This window comes from Devosia sp. ZB163 (genome assembly GCF_028613635.1).
Lineage (GTDB): Bacteria > Pseudomonadota > Alphaproteobacteria > Rhizobiales > Devosiaceae > Devosia_A.
Genome location: NZ_JAQRMY010000001.1, coordinates 1,363,963 through 1,379,154 on the forward strand (window position 1 = coordinate 1,363,963; position 15,192 = coordinate 1,379,154).

The window sequence follows — 15,192 nt, forward strand, 5'->3', positions numbered from 1 at the left end:
AAGAGGCCAGTGCGGAGGAGGCACGCCTATGGTCGACGCCACTCATGGGCATGATGCCCACGCTGCCGAGTTTCCGGATGCCGAACTCTACCATCCGCGAAGCTGGTGGACGAAATACGTCTTCTCGCAGGACGCCAAGGTCATCGCCATCCAGTACGCGAGTACCGCGCTGGCGATCGGCTTCGTGGCGCTGGCGCTGTCCTGGGTCATGCGCATGCAGCTGGCCTTCCCAGGCTTCCTCGAGTTCGTCGACGCGAACGCCTACTACCAGGCGATCACCGTCCACGGCATGGTTATGGTGATCTACCTGATCACCGCGCTCTTCCTTGGTGGCTTCGGCAACTACCTGATCCCGTTGATGCTCGGCGCCCGGGACATGGTGTTCCCCTACGTCAACATGCTCAGCTACTGGACCTATCTACTCGCGGTCCTCGTGCTCGTCGCCAGCTTCTTCGCGCCGGGCGGGCCGACCGGCGCCGGCTGGACCCTCTATCCGCCCCAGGCAATCCTTTCCAACACGCCCGGACAGCAGGCCGGCATCATCCTGATGCTGGTGTCGCTCATCCTGTTCGTCATCGGCTTCACCATGGGCGGGCTCAACTACATCGTCACCGTGCTGCAGGCCCGTGCCCGCGGCATGACGCTGATGCGCATGCCGCTGACCATCTGGGGCATCTTCATCGCCACCGTCATGGCCATGCTCGCCTTTCCGGCGCTTTTCGTCGCTTGTGTGATGATGCTGTTCGACCGGCTGCTCGGCACCAGCTTCTTCATGCCGGCGCTGGTCGAGATGGGCGAGCACCTGAGCTATGGCGGCGGAAGCCCGATCCTCTTCCAGCACCTGTTCTGGTTCTTCGGTCACCCCGAGGTCTACATCGTCGCGCTGCCGGCCTTCGGCATCGTCTCCGACCTCATCTCTACCCACGCCCGCAAGAACATCTTCGGCTATCGCATGATGGTGTGGGCACTCGTCATCATCGGGGCGCTGAGCTTCGTCGTCTGGGCCCACCACATGTATGTGAGCGGCATGAACCCCTGGTTCGGGTTCTTCTTCGCGACGACCACGCTGATCATCGCGGTACCGACCGCGATCAAGGTCTACAACTGGGTGCTGACGCTCTGGCGCGGCGACATCCACTTCACCCTGCCCATGCTGTTCGCCCTGGGCTTCATCGTCACCTTCGTCAATGGCGGCCTCACTGGCCTGTTCCTCGGCAACGTGGTGGTCGACGTGCCGCTATCGGACACGATGTTCGTCGTCGCGCACTTCCACATGGTGATGGGCGTCGCGCCGATCCTCGTGATCTTCGGCGCCATCTATCACTGGTACCCCAAGGTCACCGGACGGATGCTCGACCAGACGCTGGGGCTGATCCATTTCTGGATCACGTTCGTGGGGGCCTACCTCATCTTCTTCCCCATGCACTACCTGGGCATCATGGGCGTGCCGCGCCGCTACTTCGAGAGCCAGGACATCTCGTTCCTGCCGCCCTCGGCCCATGACCTCAACGTGTTCATCACGGTGTGCGCGCTGATCGTCGGCGCGGCCCAGATGGTCTTCGTGTTCAACCTCATCTGGTCGATCCGTCACGGCAAGCCGGCCGGCGGCAACCCCTGGCGCGCCACGACCCTCGAATGGCAGACGCCCGAGACACCCCCGGCCCACGGCAATTTCGGGCGCGAACTGCCGGTGGTCTATCGCTGGGCCTACGACTACAGCGTGCCCGGGGCCGCCGAGGACTTCATCCCGCAGAACCAGCCGGGCGGAGCGCCACCCCACAAGGAGGGCTCGGAATGACCGTCGTCCTCATGTTCTTCGCCATGTTGGCCGGGCTGGCGGGCTGGTGGCTCGCCCGGCAGCGTCTCACGGCCAAGCCCTGGCTCGAACAGGGCGTGCTCGACGGCGTGCCGGACTTCCAGCTGTCGCACGATCCGGCCAAGCGCACCGGCCTCAGCTTCCTGCTCGCCGTCATCGGCGCGCTCTTTACGCTGGTCATCGGCGCCTGGTTCATGCGCAGCGACTTTGGTGATTGGCGCGCCCTGCCGATACCGGAAATCCTGTGGGCCAATACGGGCGCACTGATCCTCAGCAGCATTGCGCTGGAATACAGCCAATGGGCGGTGCGCAGGGGTGACCTGCTGCGGGTCCGGATCGGGCTCGTCGCCGCCGCGCTGTTCGCCGTCCTTTTCGTGCTGGGCCAGCTCGAAGCATGGTGGCAGCTATACTCCGCCGGCTTCTTCGTTGCCGGCAACCCGGCCAACAGCTTCTTCTATCTGGTCACGGGCTTGCATGGCCTGCACATCCTGGGTGGGCTGATCGCCCTGGTCTGGGCAATCGCCAAGGCTTGGACGGCGGAGCAGGCGGATACAGTCCGGCTCAAGGTCGAGCTCGGTGCCACCTACTGGCTGTTCATGCTGTTCGTGTGGATGGTGCTGTTTGCGCTGCTCAACGGCTGGATCGGCGAGTTCGTCGCCTTCTGCCAGTCCCTGATCAGCTGATCTCCGGAGGCTAACCGATGTCGGACCACGCACTCACCACCCATACCGCCCCCGAAGGTCAGCCAGGTCTCGCCGGCGTCGTCTCCGATTGGTCGTCCGACCGGACAGCCTTCAAGACAGCGACGTGGGGCAAGGCGATGATCTGGGTGTTCCTGCTTTCGGACACCTTCATCTTCGGCTGCTTCCTGCTCGCCTACATGACGGCGCGCATGTCGACGACCGAGCCCTGGCCCAACCCCAGCGAGGTGTTTGCGCTCGAGATCTTCGGCGTCAACATGCCGTTGATCCTCATCGCCATCATGACCTTCGTGCTGATCTCCTCGAGCGGCACCATGGCCATGGCGGTGAACTACGCCTACCGGCGCGACCGGGTGAAGACGACGGTGCTCATGCTGCTGACCGCACTGTTCGGCGCGACCTTCGTGGGCATGCAGGCCTTCGAGTGGACCAAGCTCATCAGTGAAGGCGTGCGCCCGTGGGAGAACCACTGGGGCGCGCCGCAGTTCGGTGCCGTGTTCTTCATGATCACCGGCTTCCACGGCACGCACGTGACGATTGGGGTGATCTTCCTGCTGCTCATGGCGCGCAAGGTCTGGCGCGGCGATTTCGATACCGGGAAGAAAGGCTTCTTCACCTCGCGCAAGGGCCGATGGGAGATCGTCGAGATCACCGGCCTCTACTGGCACTTCGTCGACCTCGTGTGGGTCTTCATCTTCGCGTTCTTCTACCTGTGGTGAGAGGCGAGCCATGACACAAGCTGAAGCACAAGCCATCCCGGCTGACGCCACGGCCCACGCCGAAGGCCAGCAGCACCCGATCCGGGTCTACCTGATCGTCTGGTTCTGGCTGTTCGTCCTGAGCGCCTGCTCGTATCTCGTGGATATCCTGCAGTTCCAGGGGCTCTTGCGCTGGGGCCTCATCGTCATGCTGATGCTGGGCAAGGCGGGGCTGATCATCGCCATCTTCATGCACATGGCATGGGAACGCCTGGCACTGGCCTACGCCATCCTGGTGCCGCCGGTACTGGTGGTGATCTTTGCGATCATCATGGCCTTCGAGGCCGACTACACGCTCGTCACCCGCCTGGTCTTCGGTAGCGGTTGACGAGCGCATAGGGTCACGTCGCCGGCCTATTGGGCCGGTGTCGAGAATGTCTGCAGATAGGCGATGAGGTTGGCGACGTCCTCGGGCTTGGGCAGGCCGGGGAACGACATCTTGGTTCCCGCCACCACGTCCTTGGGCTTGGTCAGGAACGGCGTGAGCGTATCCGGGCCCCAGACGAGCCCGCCCTTGCCGGCCGCGACCATCGCGTCGGAGTAACTGTAGCCTTCCACCGATCCGGCAACGCGGCCGATCAGCTGATTGAGCTCAGGGCCGACCTTGGTCTTGGCGCCCTCGCCGATCGCATGGCACGACATGCACTTCTTGAATACCTGTTCGCCGGCAGCTACGTCGCCTTGGGCGAACGCTCCGCTCACGCTCATGGCGAGAACGGCAATCGCAACAGCAGTCCGTATCATCTCGACCTCCCTGGCTGACCGCATTGCGGCTACGGGAGAGATACCCGATCCGTCGGGTCAGCGATCGGGATGATAGTCGATCTGTCGAGGCTTGGCTAACCCGCCGACGATGGCACGGGCACCCAGCCGGTGGGCAGGAACCCGCGCTCGTCCACCGGCCAACTGGTGCCACCGGGTAGCTGCACCCGGCCGTTCGAGCATGCCCACGTCCCCGCTGGCGCCACCAGTTCCGGAACCTCCGGGTGGGTGGCGCAATAGGCACGCATCTCCGAGGCGGTCGGCGTCATGTCGCAGATCGGCCCCGCGTAGGACGCGCAGGCCAGCACCGAGCCGCGCAGGCAGCGCCACCGCACGCGATCGCGGGAAGCCTCCTCGGTGAGCGAGAGGGCCCGCACGATCTCCCTCGTCACGTTCGGGCCCGAGTAGCGGCCATCGACATAGTCGATCGTGCCGACCGCGCGGCAGTAGGCAAACGGATCGTTGAATGTCTTTGCCGCCGGAGTGGCGGCCGCCAGTTGCGTCGGCGCCGCGGCGGCGGGGGTGGCCGGCGCCGGCGAGGGGACAGCCACAGCCTGGGCCGGAACTGCCGGAGCCTTCGTGGCGGGAGCCGCTGCTTCTCTAACCCCGGCGCCCGCCGGCGCCTGCTGCGGTTGCACCAACGCGATCATCCGATCGACCCAGCCCGCTCGATAAGCGACATAGCCCCCTGCGGCCAGCCCGCCCAGTATGACCACCGCAGCAAAAGCCGCCAGAACCGGCATGAGCGCGCTGCGGCGCCGGGGCCGCGGCTCGACTGGTTGGGCAACCGCCTCGAGCGGCTCCTCGGGCCACATCTCGTGCTCGACCCGCAGCGGATCGGCCTGGCGGACGGGCTCGGCGCGTCGCGGCTCCAGTCGTGGGGCAGGGGTCGAACCCGGCTCGAAGCGCTGCCCATGGGGGGTATCCATGCGGTCCCAGCGGAAACCCTGGCGCTGGCCGGCGCGAGCCTGGTTGCCTGGCTCCATAAGCTCGGCCGCGGCGGGCTCGCGCCTGGCTTCGCCCCAAGCATCGGGACGGTGGCGAACGTCGGCGGGCGTATCGAGGTCCTGCCAGCGCGGCGGCGGCCCGGCGGGGCGCTCGGTGGCAGACACGTCGTCGATCGTCAACGGGACGCTGCGCGCCGCCGGTCGCGGCGTCTGACTGCGTGGAACGAGCACGGGGTCCATGCGCAGCGCGGCCTCGCGCTCGATGTGGTCTTCGTCGGCCAATGCATCTGTTGCCGCCCGCCGGTTGCGGCGGGCCACACGGTGCCTGCGGATATCGAGCTCGCCCGCGATCAGGGCCAGCAACGCGGCAAGTCCCGCGGCGGCTGCGGGGGCGAGGAGCTTGTAGTCGAAGAGGTCCGGCAGCAACAGGCCGATGCCGGCCCAGCCGGCCGCCGCGACAGTCAGCAACACTGCAGCGAACCCCGGCGTGACCGTGGCAAGCACGCCACCGAGCAGAGCAACAGTTGGAATGGCATACCAGACGATCAACCCGATTGACCGCTCGCTGCCCATCGCTGTCCAGGCGTCGAGAAAACGAGACATGAGGTCGAGTTTGAGCGCGCTCGGCGCCAGAAGCGCGAACAGGCCCGCCATCAATCCCAAGAACAGCGCCGCTACCCTCACCGCACTTCCCCCGAACGGTCCCGTCGCGCGCCCCCAATGGTCCCGAACATGCCCAGCCCCGCCACCGAGCGCAAGCCCGGATACTGCACTGCAGGGCCTCGCTTCAGCGGGCTTGCCTTTCCGGTGCGCCTCGGCAACAAGGTTTGCATGAGGGTCCTCGTCCTGGGTGCCGGCGTCATCGGCACGACTTCCGCTTACTACCTCGCCAAGGCCGGCCATGAGGTGACGGTGCTCGATCGCCAACCGGGGGCCGGGCTCGAGACCAGCTACGCCAACGCCGGCGAGCTTTCCTACGGATACGCCTCGCCATGGGCGGGGCCGGGCATCCCCGTGAAGGCCATCAAGTGGTTGCTGATGCAGGACGGGCCGCTCGTCCTCAGGCCCAAGCTCGATCCGCGCATGTGGATCTGGGGGCTGCAGCTTCTCGCCAACTGCACTGAGCGGGCCTACGCCATCAACAAGGGCCGCATGGTCCGCGTTGCCGAGTACTCACGCGACCAGATGATCGCGCTGCGGGCCGAGACCGGCCTGCAGTTCGACGGGCGCCAGCAGGGGACGCTCCAGCTTTTCCGCGAGCAGAAGCAGCTCGATCATGCCGCCGACGACATCGCGGTGCTCGAGCAGTACGGCGTGCCCTATGAGGTGCTCGATCCCAAAGGCTGCGTTGCTGCCGAGCCGGGCCTTGCTGCCTCGACAGTGCCCTTCGTCGGCGGGCTGCGCCTGCCCAATGACGATACGGGCGACTGCAAGATGTTCACCGAGGGCCTTGCGGCCCTCGCGGCCGGCCTCGGCGTGGCCTTCCGTCATGGCGTGCATATCGACCATGTCGCGTTCTCGGGCGGGGCAGTTACGGGCGTGGTCACCGACCAGGGCGAGATCACAGCCGATGCCTATGTGATGGCCCTGGGCAGCTACTCGCCGCTCATGCTGCGCCCGCTTGGCATCAACCTGCCGGTCTATCCGATCAAGGGCTACTCGCTGACGGTGCCGATCGTCGACGAGGCGATGGCGCCGGTCTCCACGGTGATGGACGAGACCTACAAGGTCGCGACGACGCGGCTTGGGGATCGCATCCGGGTCGGCGGCACGGCCGAGATCGCCGGCTACGACACGGCGCTCCACGCATCGCGGCGGGGCCCGCTCGACCGCTCGCTGCGCGAGCTGTTCCCCGAGGCCGGCGATGCCAGCCGGGCCAGCTTCTGGTGCGGGTTGAGGCCGATGACGCCGGATGGCACGCCGGTGCTGGGGCGCTCGAAGCTAGGCAACCTCTATCTCAACACCGGCCACGGCACGCTCGGCTGGACGATGGCCGCGGCCTCGGGTCGCGTGCTCGCCGACATCGTCTCCGGCACGAAGCCCGACATCGAGGTCGGCGATCTGGATCTCGGCCGTTATTCGAGCTGAACCGGCGCGCCTAGCGGCCGCGCTCCGCGCGTGAGGCGGGTTTGCCCATGCGCGGTCTTCGCCCAGAAATAGGGCTTGGTCAGCAACTCCCACAACGCCCGCATTCCCGCGAGTGAGTAGAGCACCCAATAGACCGGCAACAGCAGTTGCCAGGCGATGAGGTCCGGGCGCCGCTGGCGAAGCAGGCCCGCGACCACCAGCGCGGCCGGTCCGCCATAGCCGACGAGGAAGATGGCGATGCTGGCCATATCCCAGGCATCCATCGGCCTCGAGGGAAACGCGGCGCTGACGACGAGCGAAAGGACGAAGAACGTGTGCAGCGGAGCCGACAGGATCATGCTGCCGACATAGATCTGGAAGGCGAGGAACCCGCGCCAGCCCAGATCCTGCAGCAGCTCGAAGGGCCTGCTGGTGTGGACGATATAGGTTTGCATCCACCCCTTCATCCAGCGCGTGCGCTGGTGGAGCCAGGAGTGGAAGGTGACAGGTGCTTCCTCGCCCGTGCGGCTCTCGAGCGTGTCGGTCACCATGCCGCGCCGCGCCAGCCGCACGCCGAGGTCGGCATCTTCCGTCACGTTGAAGGGATCCCATCCGCCGATCTCGCGGAGCGCCGAGACGCGGAAGTGGTTGCTCGTGCCGCCGAGCGGCATGGGCAGCCGAAGGCGGGCGAGCAGTGGCAGCATCAGGCCGAACTGCCCGGCGTACTCGCCGGCGAACAGCGCCGTGAGCCAGTTCTCGTGGGCATTGTCGATCACCAGCTCCGCCTGGAGGCACACGACCTCGGGCCGCTGGGCGAAGAGGCTCGCGGCCAGCCGGGCCTGTCGGGGTTCGGGAATGTCCTCGGCGTCGTAGACCACGAGAAAATCCCCGCGCACGAAGGGCAGGGCGAAGTTCATGGCCTTGGGCTTGGTACGCGGCATCGCGTCGGGCACGACGAGCAGCTCGAAGCGTGGGTCGTGCAGTTCGGCATTCACCGCTGCCACGGTCTCAGGGCTGCTCTGCTCGACGAGGAACAGCACTTCGAGCTTTTCGGGAGGGTAGTCGATGGCGCGGACGGCGTTGACGAGTTGGCGCACCATCTGCGCCTCGTCCCTGAGCGGCAGGAGGATGGTGTAGACCGGCAGTTCGGCATCGCTGAGCGGCGGCACCGCGTCGACCGCCCGCCTGGGGCCGATCGCGGCCCAGAGGCGCAGAACGGCAGGTATCGCGAGTATTGCCCACACGAAGGGCAGGAAGACCGGAGCGGCGAGGAGGGGCGCCAGCACGGCAAGCAGCAGCAGCCCGAGCAGCACGGCCGCGAAGGCGATCCGCGAGGACTTTGGCAGGTCGACATGTCCGCTCGCCCGCGGCCACCGCCGGAACAGCCGGTGCCGCGCCTCGGTAAGCAGCGCTTCCTCGCTGGCAGCGACCAGCTCGGCACGGATCGCCGCTTCCGGTGCGACGCAGAAGTTGCGGCGGAACTCGGGATTGCGCCATCCATGCCGTCTCAGCCGGATGAACTCGCTGAACCGCGGTGCCGAGTAGATGACCTCGCGGTCGAACAGCCGCGCCCTTATGGTCCGGACGGTGCCGAGCTGCTCGATCCGCTCGATGACCGGGCTTCCCGGCAGCGCCTTGGGCACCCGCGGCACGAAGACCAGCCCGGCCCATTGCGCCGCCCGCTCCATCACCCGCTCTTGTCCCAGCCCGAACCGGGCGGCGCAGTAGTCGAGTGGATCGACCTCGAGCGCCAGCGCTGCGTCGAGATGAAACCTTGCTTCATCCTCGCCGTCTATTTGTCCGGCAAGTATTGCGTGAAGAAGCGCCCCCGCCTCCGACACCGCGCCCACCCATTACGACTTGAAAAAGTCCGTAAAGTCTGCGGGCATTAGTTATCACGCGGCGATCATCGTCAATCGGAATCGGAAGCGTTGGAGATCCCGGCACGGCCCTCGCCTTTGCCGACGATTTGGGCGATAAGCCGGTTTACGATCCGCCGGAACGTCATGCGCGCCTTACTTTTCGCCCTCGCTCTGCTGATTGCCCCGGCGCCGGTGCTGGCGCAGGCCTTGCCCTATCACATCGATCCGGGCGCGCGAGAGATTGTACCCAACCTCACCGCGGTTCCCTCGATCCGCTTCCTGACGACCGCGGACTTCCCGCCACTTAACTTCCGCGACGACAAGGGCGATCTGGTCGGCTTCAACATCGACCTCGCGCGGGCTCTGTGCGCCGACCTCAAGATCAACTGCACCATTCAGGCCTGGCCCTGGGACCAGGCGGCGCAGGCGCTGGAGGACAACCAGGGCGATGCGCTGATCGCTGGCCTCGCGATCACGGCCGAGAATGCCCAGTCCTTCGACTTCTCGCAGATCTACCTGATGTTCCCGGGGCGGTTCGTGACCCCGCTGGACCGGGCCCAGGGTTTCGAGCCCCATTCGCTCGACGGCAGGCGCGTTGCCGTCCGCCGCGGCTCCGCCCATGCCGAGTTCATCCGTCGCTACCTGCCGGCTGCCGGCATCATTCAGCTCGGCAGCGAGATCGAGGCCCTGGAGGCACTGAAGAACGGACAGGCGGATGCCTTTTTCGGCGACGCCATGCGCGCCGCCTTCTGGCTCAACGAGAATGTGGGCTGCTGCGATTTCGCCGGCGAGCCCTATTTCCGGCCCGACCTGTTCGGCGATGGGCTCGCCGTGGCCGTGCCCGCCGGACACGATGCGGTCCGCCAGGCCATCGACTACGGCCTCGCCCGCCTCAAGCGGTCGGGCGCCTACGACGAGCTCTACCTCAGGTGGTTCCCGGTCAGCTTCTACTAGGCCGAACGCATGCGGGCGCGGGCGCTCGCTTCGATCGCACCGGTGACGAGGCTGTCGACGTCGAGCCGGTCGCGAACCATCTCGAGCAGACGAAGCTCTTCCTGCGGCAACTGCACGTCGATCACCGCAATCTCCACGGCGAGTGCATAAGCCGTGTCGTGCAGCCGGTCGGGGATCGCGGCGACTGCGGCGTCGAGCACGCCTTCAAAGCCATCGGCATTGGTCTTGTCGATCGCCGCGTTGGCGACTTCCTCGAGCCGGCCCATGTCGTATCCTTCGAAGACCGGCGACCGCTCGATCAGGTGCCCGATGGCGTCGAGCTCATGGTCCGAAATGCCTTCGTCGGACGAGGCGGTAACGACCATGAGATGAATGAGTGCGTCCTGAAGGGAAAGAGCCATCGGTTCCTCGGAGGGGGCAAAGGTTCCGCATAACTAGGCAGCGGGTCCCGGCTTGGCAAGGCACGCGCCATCCGTCGGCATTGACGCACCCCGCTCGCTGGTGCATTTGAGCGCCTCTCCAACCATTTCGCCAGAGGCCTGCCGTGCCCGCGCCCCTTCCGACCCTCGACCCCGCCTTCTTCGAGCCCGCGCAGACAGCGCGTGCATGGCCATTCGAGGAAGCCCGGAAACTGGTCGCTCGCGTCGAGCGGCTTGGCCTCACCGAAGTGCTGTTCGAAACCGGCTACGGCCCCTCGGGCCTGCCGCATATCGGCACGTTCGGCGAAGTGGCGCGCACTACCATGGTCCGCACCGCCTTCCGGCTGCTGACCCGCGACCAGATTCCGACCCGGCTGCTCTGCTTCTCCGACGACATGGACGGGATGCGCAAGATCCCCGACAACGTGCCGTCCAAGGCCTTCCTCGAGCCCTACCTGCAGATGCCGCTGACCTCGGTCCCTGATCCCTGGACCAACGAGTTCACGAGCTTCGGCGAGCACAACAACGCCATGCTCCGCCGCTTCCTCGACACCTTCGGCTTCAACTACGAGTTCGCCAGCGCCACCGACTACTACAAGTCGGGCAAGTTCGACGACGTGCTGCTGCGCGCCGCCGAGCGCTACGACGACATCATGAACGTAATGCTGCCGACCCTCGGAGAGGAGCGGCAGGCGACCTACTCGCCGTTCCTGCCGATCTCGCCGATCTCGGGCCGCGTGCTCTACGTGCCGATGAAGGAAGTGAACGCCAAGGACGGCACCATCACCTTCGCCGACGAGGACGGCCGGGACACCACCGTGCCCGTGACCGGTGGCCATGTGAAGCTGCAGTGGAAGCCGGATTTCGGCATGCGCTGGGCGGCGCTGGGCGTCGATTTCGAGATGTTCGGCAAGGATCACCAGACAAACCAGTCGATCTACGACCGCATCTGCGCAATCCTCGGCGGCACCCCGCCAGAGCACTATGTCTATGAACTCTTCCTCGACGAGAACGGGCAGAAGATCTCGAAGTCGAAGGGCAACGGCCTCACCATCGACGAGTGGCTGACCTACGCCAGCGAGGAGAGCCTGGGGCTGTACATGTTCCAGAAGCCCCGGGCGGCCAAGCGTCTCTACTTCGACGTCATCCCGCGCGCGGTCGACGAGTACTACCAGTTCGTCGACGCCTACCAGACGCAGGACGTCGCGGCTCGCCTCGAGAGCCCGGCGTTCCACGTGCATTTCGGCCATCCGCCTGCTGCGACGATGCCGATCACCTTCGCACTGCTGCTCAACATCACCTCGGCGTCGAACGCGCACGACAAGGACGTGCTCTGGGGCTTCATCTCGCGCTACGTGCCGGGTGCCACCCCGGCGACGCAGCCCGAACTCGACCGGCTGGCCGGCTATGCCGTGGCCTATTTCAACGACATGGTCGCTCCCACCAAGTCGTTCCGCGCACCCACCGACAAGGAGCGCGCCGCGCTGCAGGATCTCGCCGATCAGCTCGCGGCACACGAGGGCTCGCGGAACGCCGAGGAACTGCAGAACCTCACCTATGAGGTTGGCAAGGCCCACCAGTTCGAGCCGCTCCGCGACTGGTTCCAGGCCATCTACCAGGTGCTGCTCGGCGCCGAGCAGGGCCCGCGCTTCGGCTCGTTCATCGCGCTCTACGGCGTGGCCGAGACGCGCAAGCTGATCGCCGACGCGCTGGCGGGCAAGCTGCTTAAGGCCGCCTAGCCCTTCAGGAACGCCACCGCGCGATCGAACGCGGACTGAGCGGCCGGGGCATCGAACTCCGGCCGGTCCTTTTCGGCGAACCAGTGGCGCGTGCCGGGATAGGCGATCGCTTCGCTCGGCGCGCCGGCAGCAGCCAGCGCCGCGATCATGCCCTCCTGGTCGTCGGCAAAGGGGTCCGTTTCGGCAAAGTGGCCCAGTACAGGCACCTTCAGCGTTACCTCGCGATCGGCGTAGTAGGTGACGAGGCGGCGGAGCGGCAGCTTCTCCTGGAGTCCGAGCAACTGGAAGCCGCCGAAAGAGAAGCCGAGCCCGCTGACGCCGCCACGCACCGCCGGGTTGGCCGCGAGCTGATCGAACGCCTGAGTGAGGACTGACGGCGCCGTCTGCCAGTACTGGTCGAGCAGGCCCTGCGCTTCGTCCTGCCCGGTGACGACCGATCCCGCGAAGGCATCGGCAAGTCCGACGACGAACCCGGCATCTGCGAGCGCCGCCCCATAGTCGCGTACCGTCTGGTTGAGACCCCACCAGGGATGGACGACGAGGACGCCCGGGCCTGAGCCCGCTGGCGGCAGGAGGATGTCGAGCGGGGCGCTCACTGGCTCGCCCACACGATCCGCCCCATGCCCTCGACATCCTTCACCTCGAGCACGCGAGGCGGATGGGCCGGGTTCAGCGAATGGAGCTCCAGCGTCTTCGCAGTCTGCCGGTGGAGCACCTTCACCAGCACCTCGCCGTCCTTGGTGCGCACGACGACACGATCGCCGCGGCGCAGCTGGGCGGTGGGCGACACCACGATCACGTCGCCGTCGCGATAGAGCGGCTGCATCGAGTCGCCCGAAACTTCGAGGGCGTAGCTGCCATCCTCGGGCGCCGACGGGAACGCCACCTCGTCCCAGCCCTGGCCCTGCGGGAAGCCGGCGCTGTCGAAAAAGCCGCCTGAACCGGCCTGGCCGAGGCCGAGCAACGGCACATAGGAGCGTGCCGGACCGGCCATCTGCGTCTGGAGATAGGCACCCCCGGCAGCCAGGAACGCATCGAACGTCTCGCCGGTGGCCTCGAGGATCTTGGCGACGCTCTCGGTGGAGGGCCAGCGCTCGCGCCCGTCCTTGCTGACGCGCTTGGATTTGTTGAAGGCCGTGGCATCCAAGCCGGCGAGCCGAGCCAGGCCGGACGCCGAGAGTCCGTGCCGTTCGGCGACCGCATCGATCGCGTTCCAGATATCGCGATGCGAGAGCATCTCCGGCCTCGCTGAGGAATGATGTCTCCTTGCGGAAACAAATCCTATCTATGCTGCTGCCCAGAGCTTGTAAAGCTCGGCCTGCAACTTGTGATCGGCGCCCCGAATCTCTAGGGTCCGGCCCGACCGAACAGGAGCCTATCCGTGGCCACTCCCACCCATGTCTACAAGGTCGCGAGCCGCGAGGTCTATGAGGCCTCGGTGAAGGCCGGACGCTTCGTCGGCCAGCCGATCGACCTGAAGGACGGCTACATCCATTTCTCGACCGCCGCACAGCTTGCCGAGACCATCCGGCTCTACTTTGCCGGACTTGGCGGGCAGATCCTGTTCGCCGTGCCGGTAGCGCCCTTCGGCGATGCCATGAAGTGGGAGGCATCGCGCGGCGGCGACCTGTTCCCGCACCTTTATGGCGAACTGCCCATGACGGCGATCGGCAACTCTGCCGCCCTCGACGTGCCCGCCGACGGCATCGTCGCCCTGCCGGAGTGGGTGAAATGATCCTGTCCCGCCTCTCGCCGCTCCTGCGGGTGCCGCTCGTTTCGGGCTTTACCCGCGAGGCGCTGCTCAAGATGGACCCGGAGATCGCGCACGGCGCCACGATCGCCGCGCTCCGCCTCGGCCTCGCGCCGGAACAGGAAGGCGCCGATCCCCCCGAGCTCCGCACCACGCTCTGCGGTCTCGACCTGAAGAACCCCATCGGCATGGCGGCTGGCTTCGACAAGAATGCCGAGGTGCCCAAACCGCTCGCCCGCATGGGCTTCGGCATGGTCGAGGTGGGGACGGTGACGCCCCGCCCGCAGCAGGGCAACCCCAAGCCACGACTCTTTCGCGTGGCCGAAGCCGAGGGTGTCATCAATCGCATGGGCTTCAACAACGAGGGCCATGAGGCGACCTTCGCGCGGCTGAAGGGCGCCCATGTCGGCGCCATCCTCGGCGTCAACATCGGGGCCAACAAGGACAGCGAGGATTTCGTCGCCGACTACGTGAAGGGCGTGACGCGCTTCGCCGAGGTTGCCGACTATCTGACCGTCAACATCTCCTCGCCGAACACGCCGGGCCTGCGCAACCTGCAGGCCGACGAGGCGCTGACCCGGCTGCTCGCGGCCGTACTGAAGGCTCGCGCCAAGGCGTCGGTCCGAGTGCCGGTGCTGCTGAAGCTCGCGCCCGACCTCGACGAGAAGCAGCTCGACGCCATCGCCAAGGTCGTGCTGGCGACGGATCTCGACGGACTGATCGTCTCCAACACCACGGTCAGCCGCGACCCTGTCGCCGGCATGGAGAATGCCACCGAGACGGGCGGCCTCTCCGGCAAACCCCTGTTCAACCTCTCGACCCAGAAGCTCGCCCAGGTCCGCCAGCGCGTCGGGACCATGCCGATCATCGGAGTAGGGGGCATCTATTCGCCCGAGAGCGCCGTCGCCAAGTTCGAGGCGGGCGCCGACGCGATCCAGCTCTACTCGGCCATGGTGTTCGGGGGCCTGGACCTGCTCGACCGCATCAAGCGCGGCCTGCTTGCAGCCGTGCGCAGCCGTGGGCTGAAATCGGTCTCCGAGCTGACCGGGAAGACCACCGCCGAGTGGGCCGCAGGAAAGGCGAGCCTGTAAGTCCCCGGGTTGCCTGGTCGTGGCTGGCCTTCTATCCCCCGTCATCCGCGGGCTTGACCCGCGGACCCACTCTTTCGCGCACGCGGATGCATCCGACGGCCCTTCGGCCTCGGAATTTGTCAAAGACCCATCCCCGCACGGGGATGAAGCGGGGACCGGCGAGGCGTTTGCCCCTCGCGGGTAGTCCGCAGAATGAATGAGGCTCACGCCTCGCCGGTCGATCGGGGTTTTTGGCCTATGGCACGCGAGCTCGGGCGCATCCCGTGCCGCATCGCGAGACCGGTGGGTCTTGCTGGCCGCCGATCCGTTGGATCCGTCACGACCAC

At 66.5% G+C, this 15,192-nt stretch carries 15 protein-coding genes; 9 read left to right on the top strand and 6 right to left on the bottom strand.

Features of this window, described 5'->3' with window-relative positions; genetic code table 11:
• Positions 1 to 28 precede the first annotated feature (28 nt).
• The 4 genes from PRN20_RS06920 to PRN20_RS06935 are packed head-to-tail and all read left to right on the top strand — an operon-like array spanning position 29 to position 3,603.
• Positions 29 to 1,798 (top strand): cytochrome c oxidase subunit I, encoded by a 1,770-nt coding sequence (locus PRN20_RS06920; RefSeq protein WP_273956503.1) that lies wholly within the window; start codon positions 29 to 31, stop codon positions 1,796 to 1,798.
• On the top strand, positions 1,795 to 2,499 hold the full coding sequence (locus tag PRN20_RS06925; RefSeq protein WP_273956504.1) for a cytochrome c oxidase subunit 3: 705 nt from the start codon (positions 1,795 to 1,797) through the stop codon (positions 2,497 to 2,499). The genes PRN20_RS06920 and PRN20_RS06925 overlap by 4 nt, the downstream gene beginning before the upstream one ends.
• 17 nt (positions 2,500 to 2,516) lie before the next feature.
• A complete protein-coding gene (locus PRN20_RS06930) occupies positions 2,517 to 3,236 on the top strand; it encodes a heme-copper oxidase subunit III family protein (RefSeq protein ID WP_273956505.1) in 720 nt (239 codons plus the stop codon).
• Positions 3,237 to 3,246: 10 nt separating this feature from the next.
• A complete protein-coding gene (locus PRN20_RS06935; protein WP_273956506.1) occupies positions 3,247 to 3,603 on the top strand; it encodes a cytochrome C oxidase subunit IV family protein in 357 nt (118 codons plus the stop codon).
• Positions 3,604 to 3,629: 26 nt separating this feature from the next.
• Here PRN20_RS06935 and PRN20_RS06940 read toward each other — a convergent pair whose 3' ends face one another.
• Both PRN20_RS06940 and PRN20_RS06945 read right to left on the bottom strand, forming a co-directional pair.
• Positions 3,630 to 4,019, bottom strand: a complete 390-nt coding sequence (locus tag PRN20_RS06940) for a c-type cytochrome (RefSeq protein WP_337956227.1) — start codon at positions 4,017 to 4,019, stop codon at positions 3,630 to 3,632.
• 95 nt (positions 4,020 to 4,114) lie between these two features.
• Positions 4,115 to 5,587, bottom strand: a complete 1,473-nt coding sequence (locus PRN20_RS06945; protein ID WP_273956507.1) for a hypothetical protein — start codon at positions 5,585 to 5,587, stop codon at positions 4,115 to 4,117.
• Positions 5,588 to 5,815: 228 nt separating this feature from the next.
• Here PRN20_RS06945 and PRN20_RS06950 point away from each other — a divergent pair, with 228 nt between their 5' ends.
• Positions 5,816 to 7,072, top strand: a complete 1,257-nt coding sequence (locus tag PRN20_RS06950; RefSeq protein WP_273956508.1) for a D-amino acid dehydrogenase — start codon at positions 5,816 to 5,818, stop codon at positions 7,070 to 7,072.
• Here the strand turns inward: PRN20_RS06950 and PRN20_RS06955 are convergent.
• The gene (locus tag PRN20_RS06955) at positions 7,060 to 8,892 is read right to left on the bottom strand and encodes a glycosyltransferase family 2 protein (protein WP_273956509.1); all 1,833 of its coding nucleotides are present in this window, start codon (positions 8,890 to 8,892) and stop codon (positions 7,060 to 7,062) included. The two genes, PRN20_RS06950 and PRN20_RS06955, sit on opposite strands and share 13 nt — an antisense overlap.
• A gap of 165 nt (positions 8,893 to 9,057) precedes the next feature.
• Here PRN20_RS06955 and PRN20_RS06960 point away from each other — a divergent pair, with 165 nt between their 5' ends.
• Positions 9,058 to 9,867, top strand: a complete 810-nt coding sequence (locus PRN20_RS06960; RefSeq protein WP_273956510.1) for a transporter substrate-binding domain-containing protein — start codon at positions 9,058 to 9,060, stop codon at positions 9,865 to 9,867.
• Here PRN20_RS06960 and PRN20_RS06965 read toward each other — a convergent pair.
• Entirely contained in the window at positions 9,864 to 10,268 is a 405-nt protein-coding gene (locus PRN20_RS06965) for a tellurite resistance TerB family protein (protein WP_273956511.1), read from the bottom strand. The two genes, PRN20_RS06960 and PRN20_RS06965, sit on opposite strands and share 4 nt — an antisense overlap.
• A gap of 143 nt (positions 10,269 to 10,411) precedes the next feature.
• Between PRN20_RS06965 and PRN20_RS06970 the strand changes: the two genes are divergently transcribed.
• On the top strand, positions 10,412 to 12,025 hold the full coding sequence (locus PRN20_RS06970) for a lysine--tRNA ligase (RefSeq protein ID WP_273956512.1): 1,614 nt from the start codon (positions 10,412 to 10,414) through the stop codon (positions 12,023 to 12,025).
• Here PRN20_RS06970 and PRN20_RS06975 read toward each other — a convergent pair.
• Together PRN20_RS06975 and PRN20_RS06980 are read right to left on the bottom strand one after the other, a co-directional pair.
• Positions 12,022 to 12,621 (bottom strand): dienelactone hydrolase family protein, encoded by a 600-nt coding sequence (locus PRN20_RS06975; protein WP_273956513.1) that lies wholly within the window; start codon positions 12,619 to 12,621, stop codon positions 12,022 to 12,024. The two genes, PRN20_RS06970 and PRN20_RS06975, sit on opposite strands and share 4 nt — an antisense overlap.
• Positions 12,618 to 13,262: a S24 family peptidase gene (locus PRN20_RS06980; RefSeq protein ID WP_273956514.1), complete on the bottom strand. Its 645-nt coding sequence runs from the start codon at positions 13,260 to 13,262 to the stop codon at positions 12,618 to 12,620. The genes PRN20_RS06975 and PRN20_RS06980 overlap by 4 nt, the downstream gene beginning before the upstream one ends.
• A 144-nt stretch (positions 13,263 to 13,406) precedes the next feature.
• On the opposite strand from PRN20_RS06980, the gene PRN20_RS06985 reads away from it, so the two are divergent.
• Complete coding sequence (locus PRN20_RS06985) at positions 13,407 to 13,760, top strand: DUF952 domain-containing protein (protein WP_273956515.1); 354 nt, start codon at positions 13,407 to 13,409, stop codon at positions 13,758 to 13,760.
• A complete protein-coding gene (locus PRN20_RS06990) occupies positions 13,757 to 14,866 on the top strand; it encodes a quinone-dependent dihydroorotate dehydrogenase (RefSeq protein WP_273956516.1) in 1,110 nt (369 codons plus the stop codon). The genes PRN20_RS06985 and PRN20_RS06990 overlap by 4 nt, the downstream gene beginning before the upstream one ends.
• Positions 14,867 to 15,192 lie beyond the last annotated feature (326 nt).

Bases quoted from the DNA above. Each gene is read 5' to 3' on its own strand.
- PRN20_RS06920 (WP_273956503.1), top strand. From the start codon at position 29: ATGGTCGACGCCACTCATGGGCATGATGCCCACGCTGCCGAGTTTCCG.
- PRN20_RS06925 (WP_273956504.1), top strand. From the start codon at position 1,795: ATGACCGTCGTCCTCATGTTCTTCGCCATGTTGGCCGGGCTGGCGGGC.
- PRN20_RS06930 (WP_273956505.1), top strand. From the start codon at position 2,517: ATGTCGGACCACGCACTCACCACCCATACCGCCCCCGAAGGTCAGCCA.
- PRN20_RS06935 (WP_273956506.1), top strand. From the start codon at position 3,247: ATGACACAAGCTGAAGCACAAGCCATCCCGGCTGACGCCACGGCCCAC.
- PRN20_RS06940 (WP_337956227.1), bottom strand. From the start codon at position 4,019: ATGATACGGACTGCTGTTGCGATTGCCGTTCTCGCCATGAGCGTGAGC.
- PRN20_RS06945 (WP_273956507.1), bottom strand. From the start codon at position 5,587: ATGTCTCGTTTTCTCGACGCCTGGACAGCGATGGGCAGCGAGCGGTCA.
- PRN20_RS06950 (WP_273956508.1), top strand. From the start codon at position 5,816: ATGAGGGTCCTCGTCCTGGGTGCCGGCGTCATCGGCACGACTTCCGCT.
- PRN20_RS06960 (WP_273956510.1), top strand. From the start codon at position 9,058: ATGCGCGCCTTACTTTTCGCCCTCGCTCTGCTGATTGCCCCGGCGCCG.
- PRN20_RS06965 (WP_273956511.1), bottom strand. From the start codon at position 10,268: ATGGCTCTTTCCCTTCAGGACGCACTCATTCATCTCATGGTCGTTACC.
- PRN20_RS06980 (WP_273956514.1), bottom strand. From the start codon at position 13,262: ATGCTCTCGCATCGCGATATCTGGAACGCGATCGATGCGGTCGCCGAA.
- PRN20_RS06990 (WP_273956516.1), top strand. From the start codon at position 13,757: ATGATCCTGTCCCGCCTCTCGCCGCTCCTGCGGGTGCCGCTCGTTTCG.